General features: G+C 72.1%; 26 protein-coding genes. 13 read left to right on the top strand and 13 right to left on the bottom strand.

Annotation, left to right across the window (positions count from 1 at the left end):
* Positions 1 to 12: 12 nt before the first annotated feature.
* Positions 13 to 1,035 (top strand): cell division protein ZapE, encoded by a 1,023-nt coding sequence (zapE, locus tag LWP59_RS28560; protein WP_144644768.1) that lies wholly within the window; start codon positions 13 to 15, stop codon positions 1,033 to 1,035.
* On the opposite strand, the gene LWP59_RS28555 is transcribed toward zapE, so the two are convergent.
* From LWP59_RS28555 to LWP59_RS28530, 6 genes are all read right to left on the bottom strand, one after another.
* On the bottom strand, positions 935 to 1,534 hold the full coding sequence (locus LWP59_RS28555; RefSeq protein ID WP_144644771.1) for a phosphatase PAP2 family protein: 600 nt from the start codon (positions 1,532 to 1,534) through the stop codon (positions 935 to 937). The genes zapE and LWP59_RS28555 overlap by 101 nt on opposite strands.
* A 104-nt stretch (positions 1,535 to 1,638) precedes the next feature.
* The gene (rocD, locus tag LWP59_RS28550) at positions 1,639 to 2,841 is read right to left on the bottom strand and encodes an ornithine--oxo-acid transaminase (RefSeq protein WP_144644773.1); all 1,203 of its coding nucleotides are present in this window, start codon (positions 2,839 to 2,841) and stop codon (positions 1,639 to 1,641) included.
* Between the two features lie 70 nt (positions 2,842 to 2,911).
* Positions 2,912 to 3,187, bottom strand: a complete 276-nt coding sequence (locus LWP59_RS28545; protein WP_144644776.1) for a YciI family protein — start codon at positions 3,185 to 3,187, stop codon at positions 2,912 to 2,914.
* Positions 3,184 to 3,669 (bottom strand): SRPBCC domain-containing protein, encoded by a 486-nt coding sequence (locus LWP59_RS28540; protein ID WP_191334819.1) that lies wholly within the window; start codon positions 3,667 to 3,669, stop codon positions 3,184 to 3,186. The genes LWP59_RS28545 and LWP59_RS28540 overlap by 4 nt, the downstream gene beginning before the upstream one ends.
* Positions 3,666 to 4,025 (bottom strand): ArsR/SmtB family transcription factor, encoded by a 360-nt coding sequence (locus LWP59_RS28535; protein ID WP_229857602.1) that lies wholly within the window; start codon positions 4,023 to 4,025, stop codon positions 3,666 to 3,668. The genes LWP59_RS28540 and LWP59_RS28535 overlap by 4 nt, the downstream gene beginning before the upstream one ends.
* Positions 4,026 to 4,038: 13 nt before the next feature.
* Positions 4,039 to 4,386, bottom strand: coding sequence for a VOC family protein (locus LWP59_RS28530; RefSeq protein WP_144646286.1), 348 nt, complete (start codon positions 4,384 to 4,386; stop codon positions 4,039 to 4,041).
* An 87-nt stretch (positions 4,387 to 4,473) separates the two neighbouring features.
* Between LWP59_RS28530 and LWP59_RS28525 the strand changes: the two genes are divergently transcribed.
* The 6 genes from LWP59_RS28525 (at position 4,474) to LWP59_RS28500 (ending at position 13,418) form a co-directional block, all read left to right on the top strand.
* The gene (locus LWP59_RS28525) at positions 4,474 to 6,546 is read left to right on the top strand and encodes a S9 family peptidase (RefSeq protein WP_144646287.1); all 2,073 of its coding nucleotides are present in this window, start codon (positions 4,474 to 4,476) and stop codon (positions 6,544 to 6,546) included.
* Positions 6,543 to 7,493: an LLM class F420-dependent oxidoreductase gene (locus LWP59_RS28520; protein WP_144646289.1), complete on the top strand. Its 951-nt coding sequence runs from the start codon at positions 6,543 to 6,545 to the stop codon at positions 7,491 to 7,493. The genes LWP59_RS28525 and LWP59_RS28520 overlap by 4 nt, the downstream gene beginning before the upstream one ends.
* A 135-nt stretch (positions 7,494 to 7,628) precedes the next feature.
* Positions 7,629 to 9,143: a pyridoxal phosphate-dependent decarboxylase family protein gene (locus LWP59_RS28515; RefSeq protein WP_229857603.1), complete on the top strand. Its 1,515-nt coding sequence runs from the start codon at positions 7,629 to 7,631 to the stop codon at positions 9,141 to 9,143.
* A complete protein-coding gene (locus LWP59_RS28510; RefSeq protein WP_144638245.1) occupies positions 9,140 to 10,426 on the top strand; it encodes a lysine N(6)-hydroxylase/L-ornithine N(5)-oxygenase family protein in 1,287 nt (428 codons plus the stop codon). Before LWP59_RS28515 ends, LWP59_RS28510 begins: the two co-directional genes overlap by 4 nt.
* A complete protein-coding gene (locus LWP59_RS28505) occupies positions 10,426 to 12,189 on the top strand; it encodes an IucA/IucC family protein (RefSeq protein WP_144638247.1) in 1,764 nt (587 codons plus the stop codon). The genes LWP59_RS28510 and LWP59_RS28505 overlap by 1 nt, the downstream gene beginning before the upstream one ends.
* Entirely contained in the window at positions 12,186 to 13,418 is a 1,233-nt protein-coding gene (locus LWP59_RS28500; RefSeq protein ID WP_373299524.1) for a type I glutamate--ammonia ligase, read from the top strand. The genes LWP59_RS28505 and LWP59_RS28500 overlap by 4 nt, the downstream gene beginning before the upstream one ends.
* Positions 13,419 to 13,420: 2 nt before the next feature.
* Here LWP59_RS28500 and LWP59_RS28495 read toward each other — a convergent pair whose 3' ends face one another.
* Positions 13,421 to 13,858, bottom strand: coding sequence for a MarR family winged helix-turn-helix transcriptional regulator (locus tag LWP59_RS28495; protein WP_144638251.1), 438 nt, complete (start codon positions 13,856 to 13,858; stop codon positions 13,421 to 13,423).
* 91 nt (positions 13,859 to 13,949) lie between these two features.
* Between LWP59_RS28495 and LWP59_RS28490 the strand changes: the two genes are divergently transcribed.
* Positions 13,950 to 14,813 (top strand): NmrA family NAD(P)-binding protein, encoded by an 864-nt coding sequence (locus LWP59_RS28490; protein WP_144638253.1) that lies wholly within the window; start codon positions 13,950 to 13,952, stop codon positions 14,811 to 14,813.
* Here LWP59_RS28490 and LWP59_RS28485 read toward each other — a convergent pair.
* Entirely contained in the window at positions 14,782 to 16,020 is a 1,239-nt protein-coding gene (locus LWP59_RS28485; RefSeq protein WP_144638255.1) for a glycosyltransferase 87 family protein, read from the bottom strand. The genes LWP59_RS28490 and LWP59_RS28485 overlap by 32 nt on opposite strands.
* 44 nt (positions 16,021 to 16,064) lie before the next feature.
* Entirely contained in the window at positions 16,065 to 16,409 is a 345-nt protein-coding gene (locus LWP59_RS28480) for an STAS domain-containing protein (RefSeq protein WP_144638257.1), read from the bottom strand.
* 92 nt (positions 16,410 to 16,501) lie between these two features.
* Between LWP59_RS28480 and LWP59_RS28475 the strand changes: the two genes are divergently transcribed.
* Positions 16,502 to 16,960 carry a DUF6098 family protein gene (locus LWP59_RS28475; RefSeq protein ID WP_144638259.1) on the top strand — a complete coding sequence of 153 codons (459 nt, stop codon included), beginning with the start codon at positions 16,502 to 16,504 and terminating at the stop codon, positions 16,958 to 16,960.
* A gap of 43 nt (positions 16,961 to 17,003) precedes the next feature.
* Here LWP59_RS28475 and LWP59_RS28470 read toward each other — a convergent pair whose 3' ends face one another.
* Genes LWP59_RS28470 through LWP59_RS28455 form a run of 4 tightly spaced genes read right to left on the bottom strand, consistent with a single transcriptional unit; the run spans position 17,004 to position 19,064 of the window.
* The gene (locus LWP59_RS28470) at positions 17,004 to 17,621 is read right to left on the bottom strand and encodes a TMEM175 family protein (protein WP_144638261.1); all 618 of its coding nucleotides are present in this window, start codon (positions 17,619 to 17,621) and stop codon (positions 17,004 to 17,006) included.
* Positions 17,622 to 17,678: 57 nt separating this feature from the next.
* Positions 17,679 to 18,464, bottom strand: coding sequence for an ANTAR domain-containing protein (locus tag LWP59_RS28465; protein WP_144638263.1), 786 nt, complete (start codon positions 18,462 to 18,464; stop codon positions 17,679 to 17,681).
* Positions 18,461 to 18,622: a hypothetical protein gene (locus tag LWP59_RS28460; protein WP_233921944.1), complete on the bottom strand. Its 162-nt coding sequence runs from the start codon at positions 18,620 to 18,622 to the stop codon at positions 18,461 to 18,463. Before LWP59_RS28460 ends, LWP59_RS28465 begins: the two co-directional genes overlap by 4 nt.
* A gap of 28 nt (positions 18,623 to 18,650) precedes the next feature.
* The gene (locus LWP59_RS28455) at positions 18,651 to 19,064 is read right to left on the bottom strand and encodes an Hsp20/alpha crystallin family protein (protein ID WP_144638265.1); all 414 of its coding nucleotides are present in this window, start codon (positions 19,062 to 19,064) and stop codon (positions 18,651 to 18,653) included.
* A 285-nt stretch (positions 19,065 to 19,349) separates the two neighbouring features.
* On the opposite strand from LWP59_RS28455, the gene LWP59_RS28450 reads away from it, so the two are divergent.
* The 4 genes from LWP59_RS28450 to LWP59_RS28435 are packed head-to-tail and all read left to right on the top strand — an operon-like array spanning position 19,350 to position 23,065.
* Positions 19,350 to 19,811 carry an HSP18 transcriptional regulator gene (locus LWP59_RS28450; protein WP_308431715.1) on the top strand — a complete coding sequence of 154 codons (462 nt, stop codon included), beginning with the start codon at positions 19,350 to 19,352 and terminating at the stop codon, positions 19,809 to 19,811.
* 43 nt (positions 19,812 to 19,854) lie between these two features.
* Complete coding sequence (locus LWP59_RS28445) at positions 19,855 to 20,658, top strand: alpha/beta fold hydrolase (protein ID WP_144638267.1); 804 nt, start codon at positions 19,855 to 19,857, stop codon at positions 20,656 to 20,658.
* Complete coding sequence (locus LWP59_RS28440; protein ID WP_144638269.1) at positions 20,658 to 21,845, top strand: PP2C family protein-serine/threonine phosphatase; 1,188 nt, start codon at positions 20,658 to 20,660, stop codon at positions 21,843 to 21,845. The genes LWP59_RS28445 and LWP59_RS28440 overlap by 1 nt, the downstream gene beginning before the upstream one ends.
* Positions 21,846 to 21,886: 41 nt before the next feature.
* Positions 21,887 to 23,065, top strand: coding sequence for a cytochrome P450 (locus LWP59_RS28435; RefSeq protein ID WP_144638271.1), 1,179 nt, complete (start codon positions 21,887 to 21,889; stop codon positions 23,063 to 23,065).
* Positions 23,066 to 23,278: the final 213 nt, after the last annotated feature.

Genomic DNA, 23,278 nt, shown 5'->3' with positions numbered 1-23,278 from the left:
TAACCTCGGTGCATGCACCTGACCGACCGCCGCCCTGAAGTCGGGGCCGACGAGCTGATCTCCTCGCTCGTGCCGCCGCCGCGGTTCGCCGGCGTCCGGTTCTCCACCTACGTGCCCAACCCGGACGAGCCGAGCCAGGCACAGGCGGTCGAGTCGTGCTCGGCCTTCGCGCAGCGGATCCCGGCGCGGCCGGGGAAGAAGCCGCGGTTCTTCGGGTTGTTCGGTGGCGGCGGCGAGGCCGACGCCACGATGGGCCTCTACCTCGACGGCGGGTTCGGCGTCGGCAAGACCCACCTGCTCGCCTCGACCTGGCACGCGGCGCCCGCGCCCAAGGCGTACGGCACTTTCGTCGAGCTGACGCACCTGGTGGGCGCGCTCGGCTTCACCGAGGCGGTGCGGCGGCTGGCGGAGCACAAGCTGCTCGCGATCGACGAGTTCGAGCTCGACGACCCCGGCGACACCATGCTGGTCACCCGGCTCCTGCGCGAGCTGACCGACGCGGGGGTCTACGTCGCGGCGACGTCGAACACGCTGCCGGACAAGCTCGGCGAGGGCCGGTTCGCGGCGGAGGACTTCCTGCGCGAGATCCAGTCGTTGTCCGCGCGGTTCGCGGTGACCCGGGTCGACGGCCCGGACTACCGGCACCGCGGCCTGCCGGACCCGCCACCGCCGGTGGACGACGCGGCCCTGGCGGCGTCCGCGGCGGCGCACGAGGGCTCGTCGCTGGACGACTTCGACGCGCTGTGCGAGCACCTGGCGAGCCTGCACCCGTCGAAGTACGGCCGGCTCGTGGACGGAGTGCCACTCGTGCACTTGCGTGGCGTGCACGCCGCGCCCGACCAGAACGTCGCGCTGCGCCTGGTGGCCTTCGCCGACCGGCTCTACGACCGCGCCGTCCCGGTGCTCGCGTCCGGGCAGCCCCTGTCGGCGCTGTTCACGGAGGAGATGCTGCAGGGGGGTTACCGGAAGAAGTACCTGCGCGCGGTGAGTCGTCTGACGGCGCTCGCCCGCGACGCGTCGCCAGCGACAACGTGAGGACCGCGGCCACCGCGAAACAGGCGCCGCCCACGACGTCGTTCGGGTAGTGGTAACCGAGCCCGACGAGCCCGGCCCCCGCGGCAACGGCCACCGCGACGGCGCCCATGGCGGCCAGGAGTCGTTGCCGCGCAAGCAGAACCAGCACGGTCAGCGTCGACACGAGGCTGACCGCGTGGCCGCTGGGGTAGGCGAGGTAGTCGTGCAGCGGGTGGCCGAACAGCGGCTTGAGCACCCAGGTGTTGAGTGCGACGGGGACGGTGGTCCCGGCGAGGGTGAGGGCCGTCGCGGGGCCGCGCTTGCGCAGAGCGCAGACCCCGGCTGTGACGGCGATGACGGGGATCAGGACGTAGGGCTCGGTCGGCAGGACGAGCAGGTCCAGCAGGGTGTGCCGATGGGTGCCGTCGCCGACGCCGCGCTCCAGCACCGGCGGCGGCCACAGGCCGAGCACCAGCACGACCACGGCAGCCGCCACCGCGATTCCGGCCCGCGCTCTCACCGCCGCCACGATACTGGCCCCGTCCGCGTGGAGAGGGCCGCCGAGGTCGGACTCGGCCGCCGCGTCGAGGGCATCGCCGCGGCGGCAGTGGTTCGGCTACCGGCTCAGCGCCGGACCACCTCGGCGACGGCGTCGATGCCGCGGTCCAGATCGGCCTCGCTGATCATCAGCGGCGGCGCCAGCCGCAACGTGTTGCCGTGCGTTTCCTTGCACAGCAAGCCTTTCGCTGCCAGTGCTTCCGACGTCTCGCGGCCCGACAGGCCGCCGGGCGTGATGTCGACGCCCGCCCACAGGCCGCGCCCGCGGACCTCCGCCAGGCCGTGGCCGACCAGTTCGGACAGCCGCGCGTGCAGGTGCGCGCCCAGCCTCGCCGAGCGCTCCTGGAACTCGCCCGTTCGCAACAGCCGGAGCACCGCGCGCCCGACGGCACACGCCAGCGGGTTCCCGCCGAAGGTCGAACCGTGCTCGCCCGGCTTCAGCACGCCCAGCACGTCCCGGCGCCCGGTCACCGCGGACAGCGGCACGATCCCGCCGCCCAGCGCCTTGCCCAGCGTGTACAGGTCCGCCCGCACGCCCTCGTGGTCCAGCGCCAGCAGCGGGCCCGTCCTGGCGAGGCCCGACTGGATCTCGTCGGCGATCAGCAGCACGTCGTGCTCGTCACACAGCCGCCGCGCCTCGGCGAGATAGCCCTCGGGCGGCACGATGACGCCCGCCTCGCCCTGGACCGGCTCCAGCAGCACCGCCGCAGTCCGCTCGGTGATCGCGTCGCGCAGCGCGGCCGCGTCGCCGTACTTCACCACGACGAAACCCGGGGTGAACGGGCCGAAGTGCGCCCGGGCGGTTTCGTCGGTCGAGAACGACACGATCGTCGTGGTGCGGCCGTGGAAGTTCGACCCGGCGACGACGATTTCCGCCCTGCCGTCCGGAATTCCCTTCACCTCGTACGCCCACTTGCGGGCGACCTTGAGCGCCGACTCGACCGCCTCCGCGCCGGAGTTCATCGGCAGCACCAGCTCCGTGCCGGTGAGCTCGGCCAGCTCCGCGCAGAACAGGCCGAGCTGGTCGTGGTGGAACGCCCGCGACGTCAGCGTGACGCGGCCCAGCTGCTCGACGGCCGCCGCGACCAGGTCCGGGTGCCGGTGCCCGAAGTTGAGCGCCGAGTACGCGGACAGGAAGTCCAGGTAGCGCCTGCCGTCGGCGCCGGTGACCCAGGCGCCCTCGCCGTCCGTGATGACCACCGGCAGGGGGTGGTAGTTGTGCGTGCTCCAGTGTTCGTCGAGTGCGATGAACTCTGCGGTGGTCGTCATACTTCACAGGCTAGAGCCGGAAAACGCGCTGATCAGGAGCGCTTCGTTGCGCAGATGCCCACCGTGGCGGCTATTCGTTGTGCAGGATCTCGTTCCATTCGAGCACCCGCCACGAACGGACCACGCCGCCGAGTACGAACGGGTCCTCCTTGGCGAACTCCTCCGCCGCGTCGCGCGTGCTGAACACGGCCAGCGCGCCGTTGGTTCCCGGGTCCTCGAGCGGGCCGATCATCAGCAGCGAGCCGCGCCCGGCGAACTCGCGGATGCGGGCCTGGTGCGCGGGCGCGAGCTCGGCACCCCGCTCCGGTGCGCCCGGGGAAGACTCGTAGAACATCGCGTACTTCATTCCGCTCCTTCGCAGGCTTCGGCCAGCCGGCCGAGAATCGCGGCCCAGCCCCGCGCGTGCGCGCCGCCCGAGTAGCCGCCCGGCAGCGCGCACGCCGCGCGCAGCTCCTCGTCGCTGAGCTTCTCCCAGCCGCGGTGCTCCACCGCGACGCGGGTCAGTGCCGGCCCCAGTTCCTTGAAGCTCAGTTCGACCTCGGTCGCGGTGGGCGTCACGAGCCAGGTCATGGTGAACCCGGACGGCGGTTCCCACGCGAGGATCTCGCCCCAGTCGCGTTGCGTGCCGTCGTCCCAGGTCTCGTACACGCGCCCGCCCACCCGCCGCTCGAACACGACGTCGCGCACCCGGTCCTGGCCGCGGGAGTACGGGTTCACCGGCCACCAGGCGCCGATCGTGCGGACGAACGTGTCGAAGGTGTGCGCGATGTCGCTGCGCACCGTGGTGGCCTGCCGGACCGGCGGGCGGCGCAGGGTTTCGGGGGTCATGCCGTTCCTTCCTCGGCGGCGCCGTCGTGGAGACCGCGTTCGGCCTCCACGATGCGCCGCGCCGTGTCCAGCGACGAGGCCCACATATCGTCGAGGAACTGCCGCAGGCCCGCCAGCCCCTCCGGCCGGGCGCGGTAGAGCCGCCGCGTGCCGTCCCGCCGCTCGGCGAGCAGGCCGGCGTTCTTCAGCACGGTCAGGTGCTGGCTGACCGCCGTCCTGCTGACGTCGAAGGACTCGGCGATCTCGCCCGCGGCCAGTTCGTCGGCGGCGACGAGCCGCAGGATCGCCCGGCGGCGCGGCTCCGCCAGCGCGCGCAACGCGTCGTCGGTGACGCGGTCCTCCGGCTCGTCGATCACGTAGTCCTCCTTGTCAGGCCCACAAACCCACGGCGTTGCCGTCCGGGTCGGTGAAGATCGCGAAACGGCCGAAGTCGCCCGGCAGGTCGGTCGGCGGCACGAGCCGCTTCCCGCCGAGCCCCTCGGCGCGGTCGAGGTAGCCGTCCAGGTCGCCCACCCGCATGTAGATCTTGACGCCGGCCTCGCCGGGCGCGGCTGCCGGGCCGATCCCGCCGCCGATGCCGTCCCCGGTGTCGACGAGCGCATAACCGCCCATCGCCGGGTCCGCGTCGACCTTCCAGTCGAACAGCTCCGCGTAGAACTTCTGCGCCCGCTCGGCGTCGGCGCTGGTCACCTCGGAGAACGCTACTGGCTTGCCCATCACGGGTTCCCTTCCGTCAGTATTCGCTTACGTTAGCAGCTACTGACGAATTGGCCAACCTACCGGCCGGTCTGAAAGAGTGCGGACGTGACCGACGAGCACTCCTTTCTCCGCAAACAGGCCCGTACCCAGCGCTTCACCCTCGGCACGCCCAGAGAGTTCCGGGTGGCGCCCGACGCGAAGAAGCTGCTGTTCCTGCGGTCGGAGTCGGGCGTGGACCGGCGCAACAGCCTGTGGGAGCTCGACCTCGCCTCCGGTGCCGAGGCGAAGGTCGTCGACGCGGTGGAACTCCTGCCGGGCGAGGAGAACCTGCCGCCCGAGGAGCGGGCCCGCCGCGAGCGCAGCCGGGAGAGCGCGGGCGGGGTGGTGGGCTACGCGACCGATGCCGAACTGCGCATCGCGGCCTTTTCGTTGTCCGGCAAGCTCTACACGGTCGATCTCGGCACCAGGCAGGTCACCGAACTGGTCGACAGTGCTGTCGTCGACCCGCGCCCGAACCCGTCCGGCACCCACGTCGCCTACGTCCGCGACCGGCGGCTGCGGGTGATCGAGCTCGCGACCGGGCAGGACAGGGCACTGGTCGAGGAGGACGGCGAGGACATCGCCTGGGGCCTCGCGGAGTTCATCGCCGGCGAGGAGCTGGGCCGCTCGCGCGGCTACTGGTGGTCGCCCGACGGCACGAGCCTGCTCGTCGAGCGCAGCGACCGGACGGGGGTGCCGCGGTGGAACATCGCGGACCCGGCCAACCCGCAGACCCCGGTCAACACCGTCGCCTACCCGGCCGCGGGCGAGCGGAACGTCGAGGTGTCGCTCGCGATCGTGGGCCTCGACGGCACCAGGGTGGACGTCGAGCGCGGCGGCTGGGAGTACCTGGTGGCGGTGCACTGGTCCGCCGGCGGCCCGCCGTTGCTGGCCGTGCAGAGCCGGGACCAGCGCACGTTCGAGATCCACGCCGTGGACGCGGCGACCGGCGCGACGAAGCTGCTGCACACCGAGACCGACCCCCAGTGGGTCGAGATCGTGCCCGGCGTGCCCGCGTGGACCAGCGACGGCAGGCTCGTGCGGGTCAGCGGCGCGGACGGGAGCTACCGGCTGGTCGTCGACGGGGTGCCGGTCACCGAGCCCGGCCTGCAGGTGCGTTCGGTGCTCGACGTCGGCGAGGAGGTGCTGTTCAGCGCGTCGGACGCCGACTCGACGCAGATCCACGTCCACCGCACCGGGCCGGACGGCGTGCGCCGGTTGTCCACATCGGACGGTGTGCACGTCGGGGCGGGTTCGGCGGCGGTCACGGTCCTGTCGTCGTGGAGCCTCGAGCACAGCGGGCCCGAGGTGTCGGTGCTGCGTGGCGGTTCGCCGGTCGCGGCGGTCCGGTCGTATCCCGAGGATCCGGGGGTCGAGCCAAGGCCGCGCTGGCTCACGGTCGGCGAACGAGGGCTGCGCGCGGCCCTGTTGCTGCCGAGCGGTCACGAGCCCGGCGTCAAGCTGCCGGTGCTGCTCGACCCGTACGGCGGCCCGCACGCCCAGCGCGTGTTGCAGAGCCGCAACGCGTTCCTCACCTCGCAATGGCTGGCGGATCAGGGGTTCGCGGTGCTGGTGACCGACGGCCGCGGCACGCCGGGGCGCGGGCCGGAGTGGGAGAAGGAGGTCGCGGGGTCGCTCGCGGAGGTCACGCTCACCGATCAGGTGGACGGGTTGCGCGCGGTCGCGGCGGAGCATCCCGAACTGGATCTCGAGCGCGTCGCGATCCGCGGCTGGTCCTACGGCGGCTACCTCTCGGCGCTCGCGGTGCTGCGGCGGCCGGACGTGTTCCACGCGGCCGTCGCCGGTGCGCCGGTCACCGACTGGTCGCTGTACGACACCCATTACACCGAGCGCTATCTGGGCAGGCCGCAGGACGATCCGGCGGCGTACGAGCGGAACTCGCTGATCGCCGACGCCGGGAGCCTGCGGCGCGCGCTGCTGATCGTGCACGGCCTCGCCGACGACAACGTGTTCGTCGCACACGCGCTGCGGCTGTCGTCGGCACTGCTGGCCGCGGGGCGGGCGCACACGTTCCTGCCGCTCGTCGGCGCGACCCACATGACGCCGCAGGCCGAGGAGGTCGCGGAGAACCTGATGCGAGTCCAGGTCGACTGGATCAAGAAGGAGTTGAATCGGTGAAGCGCTGGGGAATCACGATCCCGCTGCCCGGAATGCCGCTGACCGCGCACCGCGAGCTGATCGAGCGGCTGCCCGACCTCGGCTACACCGACGCGTGGACCGCGGAGACCGCGGGCACGGACGCGTTCTCGCCGTTGCTGCTGGCTTCGCAGTGGGCGCCGCGGCTGCGGCTGGGCACCGCGATCGTGCCGGTCTACACGCGGGGCCCCGGTCTGCTGGCGATGCACGCGGCGACGCTCGCGGAGGTCGCGCCGGAGCGGTTCGTGCTCGGCATCGGGACGTCGTCGCCGGTGATCGTGTCGAACTGGAACGCGGCGGAGTTCACCGAGCCGTACGCGCGGACCCGGGACACCCTGCGGTTCCTGCGGTCGGCGCTGGCGGGGGAGAAGGTCAGCGAGCAGTACCCGACGTTCTCGGTGCAGAAGTTCAAGCTGGAGCGGGTGCCGCCGAAGCCGCCGCAGGTGATGCTCGCGGCGTTGCGGCCGGGGATGCTGAAGCTCGCCGCGAAGGAGGCCGACGGCGCGATCACGAACTGGCTCGCGCCGACGGACGTGCCGAAGGTGCGGGGTGAGATCGGGCCGGACGTGGAGCTGGTCGCGCGGATCTTCGTGTGCCCGACGGAGGACAGGTCCGCCGCGCGGGCCTTGGGGCGGATGCTGATCAGCAGTTACCTGACCGTGCCGGTGTACGCGGCGTTCCACGAGTGGCTCGGCCGGGGTGAGGCGCTCGCGAAGATGCACGAGCTGTGGGCGGCGGGCGACCGCAAGGGCGCGAACGCGGCGATCCCGGACGAGGTCGTGGACGAGCTGATCGTGCACGGCAGCGCCGCGGAGTGCCGCGAGCGCCTGGAGTCCTATGTGGACAACGGTCTCACGACACCGGTGATCAGCGTGCTGCCGACGGGCGGGGATCCGGCTGAGCAGGTGGAGGCCCTCGCGCCCCGGTGACGGTTCGGGGTGCTCTCACCCGAACGGAGCGCTCCCGGGACGGCACTTTTGTGGGAAAGTGCCGCCGAGGTGGTGCCGAGGAAGCCACTGTGTCCGTATCGTGGCTTAGCGTAGGCATACCTAAGGGAGTGATCAGTGGGGAACTCGACCGCGCTGGCCGGCGGGCGGCAGGGACACGAGCGGCTCGCGGAGCTGATTCCGTTGGTGCTGCGCGGATTGGCCACCGGGGCCGCCGAGCGTGGGGTGTCCGGTCCGGCGGTCGGCGTGGCCGAGCGTGGGGTGTCCGGTCCGGTGATCGGCGTGGCTGAGCGCCCGGCCATCGGCCACAGCGGGCGCGACACCACCCCGACCACCACCCCCACCACCGCGCCCGGGCCGGCCGGGGGGCCCGCGCCCGTCGCGGCGTCCGTCGCCGCCTTGGAGCCGCTCATTCCCGCCCGTGGCGTGGGCGCCGAGCAAGCGCTTTCCGAGCTCACCACCTTGCTCGCCGCGGGGTCCGTCGACCCCGCCGAGCCCTGGTGCGCCGCGCACCTGCACTGCCCGCCGCTGGCGGTGGGCGTCGCGGCGGACGTGGCCGCGGGGGCGCTCAACCCCTCGATGGACTCCTGGGACCAGGCGCCCGCCGCGAGTGAGCTCGAGCGCGCCTTCCTCACCGCCATCGCACAACTCTGCTACCCCGCCGCACCCGAGCCCGACGCCCTCGTCACGACCGGTGGCACCGAGTCCAACCTCCTCGGCCTGCTGCTCGCCCGCGAACAGCACCCCGCCGTCCAGCCGGTCTGCGGGCGCAACGCCCACCACAGCGTCGCCCGCGCGGCGTGGTTGCTCGGGCTCCCCGCACCGCTGCCCGTCGACTGCGACGGGGAACGGATGAACCTCGCGGCGCTGGACGCGGTGCTCCGCGAAACCGGCCCGGCGGTGGTCGTGGCGACGGCGGGCACCACCAACACCGGCGAGATCGACCCGCTCCGCGAGATCGCCCGGCTCTGCCAGAAGCACGGCGCCCGGCTTCACGTCGACGCGGCCTACGGCGGGCTCGCCCTGTGCAGCAAACGGTTGCGCCCCTTGCTGGACGGGCTCGACGAGGCCGACTCCGTCGCACTGGACATGCACAAGTTCGGCTGGCAGTCCGTCGCCGCCGGGCTGTTCGCCGTCCGCGACGGCGCCGATCTGGAAGCGCTTTCCGTCCGGGCGGAGTACCTCAACGCCGACGACGACACCGAGGCCGGCCTGCCCGACCTGCTCGGCCGCTCGATCCGCACCTCACGCCGCCCGGACGCGTTCCGGATGGCGGTGACCCTGCGCGCGCTGGGCATCGCCGGCATGGGCGAGCTGGTCGAACGCTGCTGCGCCACCGCCCGCGAGGTCGCCGACGCCATCCGCCGGCACCCTTCGCTGGAGCTCCTGCGCGAGCCGACCCTGTCGACCGTGCTCTTCCGCCCGACGTCCGGCGATGTCGGACGCGTGCGCCGCGACCTGCTCGGGTCCGGCGTTGCCATCGTCGGCCGCGCCACCATGCCGCCCGGCGAGGTCTGGCTCAAGCTCACCCTCCTGCACCCGCACACCACCGCCGCCGACTACCTCGGCCTGCTGGACGCGACGGTCGCGGCCGCCCGGGCGGAGTCGCCGGAAGGCGCGGTCGCCTCGTGACGCTGGACCTCGCCGGGGTCGGCATCGGCCCGGCCAACCTGTCGCTGGCCGCGCTCGCCCACCCGGTGGCGGGCCTGCGCGTCGCGATGTTCGAGCGACGCAAGGAGTTCCGCTGGCATCCGGGCCTGCTCATCGAGGGCGCGACGATCCAGGTGCCGTTCCTGGCCGACCTCGTCACGCTCGCCGACCCGACGAGCCCGCTGTCCTTTCTGAACTACCTGCGCGCGCACGACCGGCTGTTCCCCTTCTACTTCGTCGAGAAGTTCCACATGGCGCGCACGGAGTACGACGACTACTGCCGCTGGGCCGGGGACCGGCTGGACAGCTGCCACTTCGGCGTCGAGATCACCGGCATCGACTGGCACGAAAGCGCTTTCCACCTGTCGACCGCCGAGGGCGAGCCGGTCGTCGCCCGTAACGTCGTACTCGGCGTCGGGACTTCGCCGTTCGTGCCGGAGCCCTTGCGCGCCTTGGTGTCCGATCCCGAGGCGCCGGTCCTGCACTCCGCCGACTACCTCACCGAACGGGAGCGGCTGCTGGCCGCGCCGAGCGTCACCGTGGTCGGCTCGGGACAGTCGGGCGCGGAGGTCTTCCTCGACCTGCTGCGCCACCGCCATCGCCCGGACGGCCTGCGCTGGATCGCGCGCACGGTCTCGTTCGCGCCGATGGAGTACTCGAAGCTCGGGCTGGAGCAGTTCACCCCCGACTACACCGACTTCTTCCACCGCCTCGACGAGTCCACCCGGGACGGCCTGCTGCCGTCGCAATGGCAGCTGTACAAGGGAATCGACAGCGACACGATCGCCGAGATCCACGAGGAGCTCTACCGCCGCAGCATCGGCGGGACCTGGCCCGAGGTGGTCATGACGCCGGGGGTCGAGGTCGTCTCGGCGAGCCTCGATGCCGGCCGCGTCGCGCTCGGCCTGCGGCACCGGCAGCAGAACAGCGGCGCCGGCTGGCTTGCCGACGCCGTGGTGTGCGCGACCGGCTACACGGAAACCCCGCTTGACCGGCTGCTCGGCCCGCTGGCCGGCAGGCTCGTCACCGACGAGCGGGGGCGGCCGGTCGTGGAACGGGACCACCGGCTGCGGCTCGAGGGCGTCGCCGGGTCGGTCTACGTGCAGAACGCCGAGCGGCACACGCACGGCGTGGGCGCGCCGGATCTCGGGCTCGCGGCGTGGCGGGCGGCGACGATCCTCAACTCCGTGTGCGGCAGAGAGGTCTACCGCCTGCCCTCGCGGACGGCTTTCACCAGGTTCGGGCTGAACACGGAGGACGAGTGATGACCGACGACGCGTGGCACGCGGCCGGTGCGCTGATCGTGCACAAGATGCTCGGCGAGCTGTCCTACGAGGGACTGTTCGAGCCGGAGCCGACGGGGGACGAGCCCGCCGACGGCTATCGCGGCTGGCGGCTTTCCCTGCCGGACGACGTCACCTACGAGTTCAAGGCCCGCCGTGGCGCGTTCGAGTCCTGGGCCGTGGCACCCCGAACCGCGCGGCGCCAGGGGGTGCCCGCGGACGATCCGCGGACGCTCGTCGTGGACGCGCGCACCGTCCTGGGCCTCTCGGGGCTGCGGCTGGCGGACGTGCTGTCCGAGCTGACCTCCACGGTCGCGAACGAGGCCGCGAGGCTGCGCCGGGCCCCCACCGCGGCCGAGCTGTCCACTATGGACTACAACCTCGCCGACGGGCATCTGACCGGCCATCCGCGGCTGGTGCTCAACAAGGGCCGTGTCGGCTTCTCCGCCCGGGACAGGGAGCGCTACGCGCCGGAGGCCGGGGAGGACATCAGGCTGCGCTGGTTCGCCGTGCGACGGGAGCACGCCCACTTCCGGTCCATCCCCGAGCTGAGCGAGGAAACCCTGCTACGGCAGGAGCTCGACGCCGGACAGCTCGAGGAGTTCCGGGCGCAGGCGGACCCGGCCGACTACCTGCTCGTGCCCGTGCATCCCTGGCAGGCCGACGAGATCATCGGCATGCTCTACGCAGCCGAGCTGGCCACCGGCGTGCTCGTGGACCTCGGCGAGGGCCGGGACGCCTATCGTCCACATCAGACCGTCCGGACGCTGGCCAACACGAGCAGGCCCGGCCGGCGTGACGTGAAGACCGCCGTGTCGGTGCGCAACACGCTGGTCTACCGAGGGCTGAACTCGGCGGCGACCCTCGCCGGGCCGGCTGTCACCGCCTGGCTCAAGCAGATCGACGCCGCGGATCCGCTGCTGTCCCGGGAGTACCGCTTCGAACTGCTCGGCGAGGTGGCGAGCGTGTCGGTGCGGCACCCGCTGTTCGGGGCGCTGGAGGAACTGCCCTACCGGTTCCACGAAACGCTCGGCGCGCTCTGGCGCGAGCCCCTCGTGGCGCGGCTCGCGGATGACGAGCAAGCGCTTTCGTTCGCCGCGTTGCCGTACCGCGATCCCGGCGGCGAAGCAGTCATCACCGACCTGATCCGCCGCAGCGGCCTGGACGCCGAGGAGTGGTGTGCCCGCGTCTTCGACCTGCTGCTCACGCCGTTGCTGCAGTGGTTGCTGCGCTACGGCGTGGGGTTCTGCCCGCACGGCCAGAACCTGATCCTCGTCGTCGACGCCCACGCCCGCCCGCTGCGGGTGGCGATCAAGGACTTCGCCCAGGGCGTGGACCTGCTCGACGAGGACCTCGAGTGCTACGGCCTGCTCGGCGCGGAGGCGTCGGCGGAGATGCTGCGCTGGCCCGCGCACCTGCTCGCGCAGTCGCTGTTCAGCTCGGTGTTCTCCGGGCAGCTGCGGTTCTGGGCGGAGATCCTGTTCGACGACCTCGGCTTCCCGCGCGCCCGGTTCTGGGAACTGGTCCGGGACGTCGTCGCCCGCTACCGCAAGGACAATCCCGATGTGGCCGCCCGGTTCGACGCGTGCCGGCTGTTCGCGCCGGACGTCGAGCGCGTCACGCTGAACCGGGAACACCTGGCGGGACAGGGCTTCGACAAGGTCGAGCGGGACGACGAGTTCGACGTGCGCTGGGGCAGGGTGGCGAACCCGTTGCACGCGCCCGATCCGGCCGGTGCGTGGTGAGGCCGCTGGGCCCCCGCCCGCTCGCGGCGCGGAAAGCGCTGCCGCTGCCCGACGACGCGACGAGGGTGTTGTTGCTCGCGCCGGACCCGCACGCGCGCTTCGCCGCGGTCGAGCTGTCCCGGGAGTTCGTCGTGGAGGAGGTCCTCGACGGGGGCTACGGCTTGTGCACGTACGTCTTCGCGTGGGATCCCGAGCGGGAACCGGTGCAGTCGCTGACTCGGTACCTCGGCGGTTACGGCGACCTGCGCATGCGGCCGGACCTCGCCACGGTGACGCCGGTGGAGGACGGGGTGTACGCCGTCGTCTGCGATGTCGAGTGGCCCGGCGGTGAGCCCGTGCACGTCGCGCCCCGGCAGGTGCTCATCGACGAGCTCCGCGCGATCGAGGCGCTGGGCTTCGTGCCGTCGGTAGGGATCGAGCACGAGGTCACGTTCCTCGACGCGGAGGGCGCGCCGCTGACCGCGCACGGCGTCGACTACGCGGTCGGCGGTACCGAGCGGCTGCGCCCGCTGCTGCGTGACCTGCGGGCGAAACTGGCTCCGCTCGGCGTCGAGTCCGCGCGCGGCGAGTGTCATCCGGGGCAGTACGAAATCGTGCTGCGCCACCGTGACGCCCTCGCCGCCTGCGACGACGCGATGCTGCAGCAGCTGATCGTCCGCGCGACGGCCGCCGAGCACGGCGTGACGGCGAGCTACCTCGCCGCGCCGCAGCCGGGGCAGGGCAACTCCTGTCACGTCCACCTGTCGTTGTCGCCGTCCGCGCCGGAGGGGTTCCTGGCCGGGGTGCTGCGGGCGGCGCGGGCGCTCACGGCGGTCTGGGCGCCGACGTGGAACAGCTACGTGCGGTTGCGGACCGGGCCGTTCTCGCCGCGCTCGTTGCGGTGGGGCGTCGACGATCGAACGGCGTCGGTGCGCGTCGCGGGCACGGGCGCCGGGCAGCGGCTGGAATTCCGCTTCGCGGGCGCGGACGCGCAACCGCACCTCGTGGTCGCCGCCCTGCTCGCGGCCGGACGCGCGGGCATCGAGGCGGGTCTGACCCCGCCGCCGGAGGGCGAGGAGGTCGGCACGCTGTGCGCGACGCCGTGGGAAGCGCTCGCGGCGCTGGGCGAGAGCAAGGTGCTCGGGGCCGAGCTGGTCGGGCAGCTGACGGCGCTGTTGCAGGCGGAGCTCGACGCGGGCTGTGACACCGTGACGGACTGGCAGCGGCGCCGGGGAGCCCTGCGCGCCTGAAGTCAGGGCTCGACCGGGTGCCCCAGCAGGTCGGCCGCGGTGTGGTAGATCTTCGCCAGCGCGCTCAGCAGGTGGTCGCGTTCGGCCTCGGTCAGGTCGGCGACGAGTTTCTCCTCCAGCTCACGCCGTTCCGCCTCGACCGGTTCCCGCAGCGCCCGGCCGGTATCGGTGAGCCGCAGCCGGACCAGCCGGTTGTCGTGCTCGTCGCGGCGGCGGGTGAGCAGCCCGGCCGCAGCCATCCGGGTCGCCATCTTGACGACGGTGGGCGTGGTGACGCCCACCGCGGCGGCGATCTCGCCGGGGGTGGCGCCGTCGTGCTCCCACAGCGCCGCGAGCAGGTGGTTCTGGCCCAGGTGCAGCCCGTGCCGCCGCATGTCGGCCTCGGCCAGCGCCCGGATCACCTTCGACGCCCTGCCGTGCAGGTCCAGGAACTCGGGCACGCGGCACTCCAGGAATCGATTGACGGCTAATCATTTCCCGGCTAACGTTCGACGAGGAATTGTTAGACGGCAAACGACCATCGGAGTTGCGATGATACTGGTCACCGGCGCCACCGGGCACATCGGCCGCGAGCTCACCGGAGAGCTCGCCGCGAAGGGCGCCAAGTTCCGCGTCCTCGTCCGCGACCCGGCGCGTGCGCCCGGCGGCGTGGAGCGCGTCGTCGGGGACCTGGGCGAGCCCGACACGCTCACTCCCGCCTTCGACGGCGTCGACCGGCTGTTCCTGCTCATGCCGGGCATCGGCACGGACTTCACCCGCCATGCCGTCGCCGCGGCGAAGGCCGCCGGGGTCCGGCACATAGTGCACCTGTCCTCGGCTCACGCGATGGGCGACCCGATGCCCGCCATGGGCCGGTGGCACCACGACCGCGAGGAGATCATCCGCGCGTCCGGCATTCCCGCCACGTTCCTGCGGCCGGGCGGCTTCATGACCAACGCGCTGGACTGGCTGCCCACCCTCGCCGAAGGCGGCTACGTCCTCGATCCGTCCGGCCCCGGCAGGTTCGCGCCCGTCGACGTGGCCGACATCGCCGCGGTCGCGGCGCTGGTCCTGACCGAGGACGGTCACGAGGGCGAGGAGTACGTCCTCACCGGCGACGAGCTGCTCACCCTGTCCGACGAGGTCCGGATCCTGTCGGAAACGATCGGTCGCGACCTGCGGGTGCGGGAGGTGGCGACGCCGGAGGAGGTCGTTCGGGCCCGTTTTCCCGCAGGGGCACCGAAAGCGCTCGCCGACGCCATCGTCGAGGGGTTCACGCAGATGCGCGCGGGAGCCGCTGCTTATCGCACGGACACGGTGGAACGGCTCCTCGGCCGCAAGCCGCGGACCTTCGCGGACTGGTGCGCCCGCAACGCCGGTGCGTTCAGCTCGCCCCGGCCCCGGCAGGGTGCCTGAGCGGCGTCGTCAGCAGGGGCTCCAGCTTCGGCCGGCGCAGGCGCGGGATCGCGAACGCGAGCAGCAACGCCACGCCGACCAGCGGATACGTCGCCGCCGACAGCTGCTGCGGCCAGTCCCAGTGCACGTGCACGACCGGGAAGTCGGTGTCCGGCAGGTGGTGGAACGGTGCGAGGTAGAAGAACACCGCGGTCAGCACGGCCCAGGCGAACCAGGCCGCCGCGAGCCACGACCGTTCGTAGGCCCGCCGCGCGCCGTGGGCGAGCAGGACCAGCAGCGCCGGGGCGACCCACACGTAGTAGTGCGACCACGAAGTCGGCGACACGAGCAGCGCGAGCCCGGCGTTGGCCATCAGTGCCAGCGCCGGCTCGGCGCGGCGCATCGCGAGGGCGACCACGACCACCAGCGCCGCGATCACCGCGATCCACACGGCCTTCTCGGCCGCGCCGGAGAGGCCGGTGCGCACCAGCGCGGCCTCGATGGTCTGGTTCGTCTTGAACGCGGTGCCGCTGACCCCGCCGCCGGACAGCCCGCCCTGGAACCAGTACTGGACCGAGGCGTGGAAGTCGGTGGCGAAGCCGACGGCCGCGGCCACCACGAACGTGATGCCCGCGCGCGCGGCCGAGCGGTAGTCCTTGCGGACCAGGAAGAACAGGATGAACGCCGCCGGGGTGAGCTTGATCGCCGCGGCCAGGCCGATGCCGAACCCGCGCGGCCACACCGTCTTCCCGGCCAGGCAGTCGACCGCCACCAGCGCCATCATCACCAGGCTCACCTGGCCGAACTGGTAGGTCTGGCTGACCGGCTCGAGGAACACCGTCAGCGGCAGCGCGACGCACGCCACGACGAAGCCGCCGGCCCGGCCCAGCGGTGGCCACGCGACGCGGGAGACCAGGTACAGCGTCATCAGCAGGCAGATCGTGCTCAGCACGTACAGCGTCACGACCGCCGCGTCCCACGGCAGCAGCACCAGCGGGCTCAGGATCAGCACCGCGAACGGCGGGTACACGAAGGGCAGCTCGGCCCCGTTCTCGACCGGTGGCAGTGCGCCGTACAGGTTGTGCCCGTCCCACCAGGCCTGGACGCCGTAGCGGTAGACCTCGAGGTCGATCTGCGGGCGCGTCGGCATGGCTGTGAACATCCCGCGGAAGGCGAAGAACAGCCACACAGCGCAGAGCACGGGCACGACCCAGAGGTGTTTACGCATCGCGCTCACTCTAGGACGTGGCCCCCGCGCCGGGACGGTCGGTGTCAGTGCCCGGTGCCGGTGGGCACGGAATCGGTGATCGTGAAGATCTGGTCCAGCCCGGTGAGCTTCAGCGGGTTCAGCACCGCCCGCGAGGTCGCGACGATGCGCAGCTCCTGCTCGGCCTTGTGGCAGTCGCTGGCGACCTCGACCAGCACCGCCAGGCCCGCCGAGTCCAGGAAGTCGACGCGGTTGAGGTCGAGCACCACCAGCGCCGACGCCGGGACGTCGGCCGTGCGCGCGGCCGCGACGCCCTCCTGCAGCCGGGCCGCGGAACTCGCGTCCACCTCGCCGGCGACCGAGACGACCAGCACGTCCCGGGCGCGTTCCCACTCGACCGTGAGCGCCACTTTCACTCCTGTTCCCCAGTCGAAGATCGCCTCCGACACTGTAACCAGCTCGTGGTCGCGTGAAACCGGCGCGGCGGGGAACCCTGCGGTCCGTGAGAACGCTGCGCACGCTGGACCAGCTGGTGGAGGAGTTCGAAGCCCAGGACGGGCGGGACCTCTACGTGCGCTGGTCGCTCGGCCCCGAAACCGACCTGGCCGACGGGAAGAACGCCCCGCAGTCCAGCCGGGACGCACTGACCGGCATGCCGCTGCCGGGGTTGTCGGCCAGCCCGCTGAAGGTGGAGCCGTGGTGGGACGACCGCCCGCTGCGGCTGTGGCTCGCCCGCCGCATCTACGACTATCGGCACCTGCGCGAGCTGCGCGGGCCGGGTGTGCGGCCGTGGGTGTTCCAGGGCACCGAGATCGCCCGCGGCCCGGACAACGAGCCGCTCGTGGTGTGCGACCGCCTGCTGGCGTGGGTGACCGACGACGTGCTCCGCGAGGCACAGCAACTGGTCGACGAGCAGGGCTCGCGCGAGTGGGGGCCGCTCGACCGGAGCAACGCCTCGTGACGGTACGGCGCGGTTGTCAGCCGGCGAGAACCACAGGGGCGCATCACGCGTCTTCGTGCGCGCGGCGGCGGTATCGGATCCGGTCCAGTTGCGCCGGCACCACCAGGAGCAGGATCGAGTAGTAGTCCACCCCGGGCACGAACGCGGTCAGTGCGAACGCGCACCCCAGCGCGACCGTGCTGCCGACCGAGCTGAACCGCCAGGAGTCGGTGATGGCACCGGGATGTTTCACCAGCTGCGGGTCGGCCCGCACCACGAGGGTCATGGCGGTCAGGCACAGGCTGCTGGCGAAGACGGTGCCGATGTAGAACAGCTCGGTGAACCTGTCGTCGCCGAACGCGCCGATCATCTCCGTGGGGAACGGCAGCACGGCGACCGTGAGCAGCCAGGCGATGTTCAGCCACTGCAGCGGCACCGTGTAGGAGGCCACCACCTCGAACAGCCGGTGGTGGACCAGCCACAGCCGGGCGATGACCACGAAGCTGAGCAGGAAGCTGGAGATCCGCCACTGGTTCTCGGTGATCGCGTCGATCGAGTGCCCGTGCGCGGCGACGATCTCCGGCACCACCTCGGTCAGCGGCAGGACCAGCAGTGTCAGTGCGATCGCGACCACGGCGTCGGCGAAGAAGACGAGACGTTCGGGGGTCCGTTCCGTTTTCATCGTCTTCCTCGGATCGCCGGCTGCGGCGCAGAATCTACACGGCCGCGCCCGCGATGATCAGGAGACCGCTGTGAAGGCGTGCCAGAGGTTTTCCGCCGCCTGACGCGCTTCGGGCCGTGGCGTGATCACCTCGCCGCCGTCGGGCTGGGGTGCCGGGGCCCGGCCGACGTACTCGATCAGCGCCACGGCCAGCTCCCGCAGCTTCACGTTGAACTCCTGGCTCGCCCGCCGCTGGCTCGCCCGCCGCAGCGTCGCCCAGGCCTCGTCGGGGCCGCAGCGGCGGATCGCGACGACGATGCCCTTGGCCTCCTCGATCGCGGCGCGGGACTGCAACAGGCCCACCATGTGGTCGGCCTTGTACGCCGTCGCGGCCTCGCCGACCACGAGCGTCATCGCGACGAGCTTCTCGTAGCGGGCGAGCACCCCCACCGTCGCCTCGGTGGCCGGGCGGTCGAGGGTCGCGGACAGCACGAACCTGCCGTTGTCCGCCCAGTCGCAGGGCAACGCGGCGGCGCCGCGCACGCGCTGCCACTGCGCCCGCAGTTCGGGTACGGCGTCGGTGACGGCGCCGAGGGTGAGGTCGGGCCAGCGTTCGTCGGCGAACACGGCGCTGCTGACGGTGGGCCGGCCGGTGGCCGCCGCGTGGGGCACCGGGCCGCCGAACTTCTCGAGCTGCGCGGGCACGAAGCGCGCGGCGACCCCGGCGGTCGCGAGCGGGTTCAGCGAACCACCGTCGTCCCGGACGCTGATCGCCGCGCCGAGCGCGCCCGGCAGCTCCGCGGTGATGCGGTCGAGCAGCTCCCGCAGCAACTCCGCCACCGGCGGCCACGGGGGGCTGCTCATCTCCCGCCTGCTCCCGCCGGAAGTCCGTCACCGCCTGCCGTGCGGACCGCGAGCCCGGCCGGGCCGGGGAAGTCCACTTCGGACAGACCGGGGACCATCGACGCGACCGGCATCCGATCTCCCCGCCGTCCCCACCCGAGGTCCAGACCGGTACCCACGATTCCTCCTGCTTCCGTCGATTGCGGGTCAGGCGCCGAGGCGGTCCGGTTCACGTGCGGCGCCGGAGACGGGAATCTGCCGGGGCTGCGCCTGCTCGGCGACGGGGATGCGCAGGGTCAGCACGCCGGCTTCGTAGTCGGCGGCGACGTGCTCGGTGTCGAGGCCGTCGCCGAGGAAGAGCCGGCGGGAGAACACGCCGAGCGGTCGTTCCGTGACGAGCGTCCGCACGTCTCCGCCGGGGTGGTCCGGGCGACGCTCGGCCTTGACGGTCAGGACGTTGCGCTCGACGCTGATCTCGATGGCGTCGGGCGTCAGGCCGGGCAGGTCGAAGGAGAGCACGACCTCGCGGCCGGTCCGGCAGGCGTCCATCGGTATCGGCGCGGGACGGGACCAGGTGCCGGGCCCGAACATCTCGCGGTAGGGATCGGTGCGCATCAACATGACTACCTCCTCGCTGGTCGACGCTGGCGTCAACGCGCACTGTTGGTTTAGCATGTCGTCAATCCGATGACAAGTTTGACGTCGTCGAAAGGATGACAGTATGACGGACGAGGACGAACGTGCCGCGGCGCTGGCGCTGCTCCGCGAGCTGGACGGGCCGGCCGAGCTGCCCGAAGCGGCGCAGGCGGTGGCACTGGTACAGGCCGTGGTCGGCTCGTCCGCCGGGCCGCGGGAGCTGCTCGCGGCGCTGACCGTCCTGCGCGGGCTGCGGGACGAGCTGGCGGCGTGGGAGCCGCGGCTGATCGGCTCGGCGCGACAGCAGCGGGTCAGCTGGGCGCGGCTCGCGCCCGCCCTGGGCGTGACCAGCAGGCAGGCCGCCGAGCGGCGCTACCTGCGGCTGCGGCCGTCCGCGCACGAGGGGCACAGACCGGCGAGCAGCGGGTCGAGGCGGAGCGCAGCAGGCGCGCGGGGGAGCGTGCGGTGGCGGAGTGGGCGCGGCGCAACTCGGGTTCGCTGCGGCGGCTGGCAGGGCAGATCGGGGCGCTCGACGGGCTGGACCGCCCGGCGCAGGACCGCGTCCAGCAGGCGCTGGCCGACGACGACCCGGCCCGCCTGCTCACCCCGCTCGCCGACGCGCACGCCGCACTGGAGGACACCGACAGCGCACTGGCCGAGCAGGTCCGCTCGGTGACCGAGCAGGCGCGGAAACTGCGCCGGGACACCCGGGAGCAGCGCTCGTCGGGCTGAACGTCCGGCGGCGGCAACCGGGCCGCAGTGAAAGGATGTCCCCGTGGACGTGCGAAGCAGGAACAACGTCGTCGTCACCGGCAAGCCGGACGGCCCGGTGCTGCTGCTCGCCCACGGGTTCGGCTGCGACCAGAACCTGTGGCGGCTCGCGGTGCCGGAACTGGCGCGGGACCACCGGGTCGTGCTGTTCGACCACGTCGGCTCGGGACGCTCGGACCTCTCGGCCTGGGACCCGCGGCGCTACGCGAGCCTGTGGGGGTATGCCGAGGACGTCCTGGAGCTGTGCCGCGAGCTGGACCTGCGCGACGTGGTGTTCGTCGGGCACTCGGTGTCGGCGATGATCGGCGTGCTCGCGGTCGACGCCGAGCCCGGCCGCTTCGCCAAGCTCGTTCTGCTGACCCCCTCGCCGTGCTACCTCGATGACGGCGACTACCACGGCGGGTTCAGCGCCGCCGACATCGACGAGCTGCTCGACTCCCTCGACAGCAACTACCTCGGCTGGTCCGCGACGATGGCCCCGGTGATCATGGGCAATCCGGACCGCCCGGAGCTGGGCGAGGAGCTGACGAACAGCTTCTGCCGTACCGACCCGGAGATCGCGAAGGTCTTCGCCCGCGCCACGTTCCTCTCCGACAACCGCGAGGACCTGCCGAAGGTCACCGTGCCCTCGCTGGTGATCGAGTGCGCAGAGGACGCGATCGCCCCGCGCGCGGTCGGCGCGTACGTGCGCGACCGGATCCCGGACTGCCGCCTGGTCACCCTCGACGCGGTCGGCCACTGCCCCCAGCTGAGCGCCCCGGTGCAGACGACGGAGGCGATCGCGGCGTTCGCGGCCAGCGGTGCGTGATGAGCACGGGCGAGCCGTACGACGCGCTGCCCGAGGACAGCGCGGAAGACCTGTACGAGAACGCCCCGTGTGGTTACCTCTCGACACTGCCGGACGGGCGGATCGTCAGGGTCAACGCCACCCTGCTCGGCTGGCTGGGCTACGAACGGGACCAGGTGGCCGGGCGGCTGCGGTTCGCGGACCTGCTCACGGTCGGCGGAAAGCTCTACCACGAAACACATTTCGCGCCGCTGCTGCGGATGCAGGGTGAGCTCGGCGGCGTCGCGCTCGACCTCGTCGCCGCGGACGGCACCCGGCTGCCGGTGCTGGTGACCTCCACCCTGAAGACCGGCGAAGACGGCGGGCCGCGGGTGATCCGCACGACGATCTTCGACGCCCGCGACCGCCGCGCCTACGAGCGGGAGCTGTTGCGGGCCCGCCAGGACGCCGATCGCGAACGCGACCGGGTGCTGCAGCTGGCCACCACGCTGCAGCGCACCCTCCTGCCGCCCGTGCTGACCGCGCCACCGGGCATGGCGGTCGACGCGTACTACCACCACGCGTCGCCGTACCAGGTCGGCGGCGACTTCTACGACCTGTTCCCGCTCGCGGGCGGACGCTGGGGCTTCTTCCTCGGCGACGTGTGCGGCAAGGGTGCCGGGGCCGCAGCGGTGACCTCGCTGACCCGGTACACCCTGCGCGCGGCGGCGGTGACCGACGCCGAGCCCGAATCCGTGCTCGCCGTGCTGGACACGGTGCTCAACCACGAGTACCGCGGCGACGACCCGCGTTTCTGCACGGTGATCTTCGGGGTGCTCGTGCCCGACGTCGATGGCTGCACGGTCACCCTCGCCAGCGGCGGGCATCCGCCCGCACTTCTGTTGCGCGGCAACGGTTCGGCCGAAGTCCTGGCGACACAGGGCGGACAGCTGGTCGGCGCGCTGCCGGACGCGCGGTTCGCCTCCACGACCGCGAGGCTGCGTACGGGGGACACCCTGCTGCTCTACACCGACGGCCTCACCGAAGCCCGGCTCGGCCAGAGCCGCGAGCGATACGGCGAGGAGGCGCTGTACGAGTTCGTGCGCGAGCTGGCGCCCACGACGGCGAGCGGGGTCGTCGCGGCGATCACCAAGCTGCTCGGCGGGTTCGGCGACGGGCTCGACGACGACATCGCCGTTCTCGCGATGAGCGTCCCGTCGGCCCGCTGAACGTCCTACGGTGGGAATTCACCGCCGAACCGGGAGGACGCATGACCAAGTCCGTTGAGGAAATCCTGGGAAACATCGACCTCTACGCCGAGGACCAGCGCGAAAACGTGCTGGCCGCGGTCGCGGTCGCCCGCGGCGAATGCCCCGTCCTGCGTTCGTCGGCCGACGGCGGCTATCTCGTGCCCACGCGGTATCAGGACGTCCGGACGGTGTGCGGTGACCCGGAGACCTTCAGCTCCGCGCAACCGAGTCTGCGAGGCGTGCCGGTCCGCGTTATCCCGATCGACACCGACCCGCCCGCGCACCGCGAATACCGCAAGATCCTCAACCCGTATTTCTCCCGATCTTTCCTGTCGCGTTATGAAGGGCAGCTGCGCGAAATCGCGCGGGAGGCGATGAGCGCGTTCATCGACAAGGGCGAGTTCGACGTGGTGGCCGATTTCGCGGTCCCGTTCAGCGCCGGTTCCCTGGCCCGGGTCGTGTTCGCGACCGACAACCTGGAGCTCGTCGAGCGCGGGGTGGCCGCGGCGAAGCAGGCGGCGGTGGCGAGCTCGTCCGAGGCGTTCGGCGTGCTCGCCGGGCTGGCCGTGGAAGCGCTCGCGGAGGCCGAAGCCGCGCCGGACGGCCGCGAGGACGTGCTCGCCGCACTGGTCACGGCCAGGATCGACGGGCGCCCGCTGACGGTGGAGGAGCGGCTGGACATCGTGACCACGCTGTTCCTCGGCGGTCTCGACACGACCCGGGGGGTGCTCACGAACATCGCCTACCACCTCGCCACCCGGGACGACATCGAGCCGCGCCTGCGCGAGCCGGACTGGTGGCGGCGCGACCTCGACGAGTTCCTGCGCCTGGAGACCACGGTGGCGCACATGGCCCGCACCGCGACGCGCGACACCGAAGTCGGTGGCACGCCTGTGAAGGCGGGCGACCGGGTCGCGGTGTTCTTCGCGGCGGCGAACCGGGACCCGGCGCGGTTCGAGCGGCCCGACGAGCTGGTGTTCGACCGGCCGGACAACCCGCACGTGTCCTTCGGCATCGGCATCCATCGCTGTCTGGGGCTGCACTTCGCGCGGTTGCAGCTGGCGATCGCCTTCGAGGAGCTGCTCGCCAGGACGACGAACTTCGCGCTGAAGCCGGGGGCCGACATCCCGCGGCAGGCCGGGCTCAGCCTCAACAGCCCCTACCGCCTGGAGCTGACCTTCGACCGGTTGCCGGAGTAGGGGCGGGCGCCGTGCCGGCCGATACGGCCGAAAACGGCGGCGGAAAAGGATGAGGAAATCCCAACGGTCGCAATTGCCGGAATTCCTTGCTACCAAGGTCGGTTGTCGAACGCCGTTTCTGCGGGAATGATCACGCGCGCAGGGAAGTCGGGAGCACCCGATTTCGTCGGGGCCGGTTGTTTCGCGAAACTACGACAGGAAGCGGGAGCTGCT

Source organism: Amycolatopsis acidiphila (assembly GCF_021391495.1).
Taxonomy (GTDB): Bacteria; Actinomycetota; Actinomycetes; order Mycobacteriales; family Pseudonocardiaceae; genus Amycolatopsis_E; species Amycolatopsis_E acidiphila.
Note: the sequence above shows the minus strand (reverse complement) of the source record. Positions and strands in the feature narration are given on the sequence as shown.

What these genes read in the sequence shown, in the direction of transcription:
- zapE (WP_144644768.1), top strand. Translation starts at nt 13, where the DNA reads ATGCACCTGACCGACCGCCGCCCTGAAGTCGGGGCCGACGAGCTGATC.
- rocD (WP_144644773.1), bottom strand. Translation starts at nt 2,841, where the DNA reads ATGACGACCACCGCAGAGTTCATCGCACTCGACGAACACTGGAGCACG.
- LWP59_RS28545 (WP_144644776.1), bottom strand. Translation starts at nt 3,187, where the DNA reads ATGAAGTACGCGATGTTCTACGAGTCTTCCCCGGGCGCACCGGAGCGG.
- LWP59_RS28540 (WP_191334819.1), bottom strand. Translation starts at nt 3,669, where the DNA reads ATGACCCCCGAAACCCTGCGCCGCCCGCCGGTCCGGCAGGCCACCACG.
- LWP59_RS28530 (WP_144646286.1), bottom strand. Translation starts at nt 4,386, where the DNA reads ATGGGCAAGCCAGTAGCGTTCTCCGAGGTGACCAGCGCCGACGCCGAG.
- LWP59_RS28505 (WP_144638247.1), top strand. Translation starts at nt 10,426, where the DNA reads ATGACCGACGACGCGTGGCACGCGGCCGGTGCGCTGATCGTGCACAAG.
- LWP59_RS28490 (WP_144638253.1), top strand. Translation starts at nt 13,950, where the DNA reads ATGATACTGGTCACCGGCGCCACCGGGCACATCGGCCGCGAGCTCACC.
- LWP59_RS28485 (WP_144638255.1), bottom strand. Translation starts at nt 16,020, where the DNA reads ATGCGTAAACACCTCTGGGTCGTGCCCGTGCTCTGCGCTGTGTGGCTG.
- LWP59_RS28470 (WP_144638261.1), bottom strand. Translation starts at nt 17,621, where the DNA reads ATGAAAACGGAACGGACCCCCGAACGTCTCGTCTTCTTCGCCGACGCC.
- LWP59_RS28465 (WP_144638263.1), bottom strand. Translation starts at nt 18,464, where the DNA reads ATGAGCAGCCCCCCGTGGCCGCCGGTGGCGGAGTTGCTGCGGGAGCTG.
- LWP59_RS28455 (WP_144638265.1), bottom strand. Translation starts at nt 19,064, where the DNA reads ATGTTGATGCGCACCGATCCCTACCGCGAGATGTTCGGGCCCGGCACC.
- LWP59_RS28440 (WP_144638269.1), top strand. Translation starts at nt 20,658, where the DNA reads ATGAGCACGGGCGAGCCGTACGACGCGCTGCCCGAGGACAGCGCGGAA.
- LWP59_RS28435 (WP_144638271.1), top strand. Translation starts at nt 21,887, where the DNA reads ATGACCAAGTCCGTTGAGGAAATCCTGGGAAACATCGACCTCTACGCC.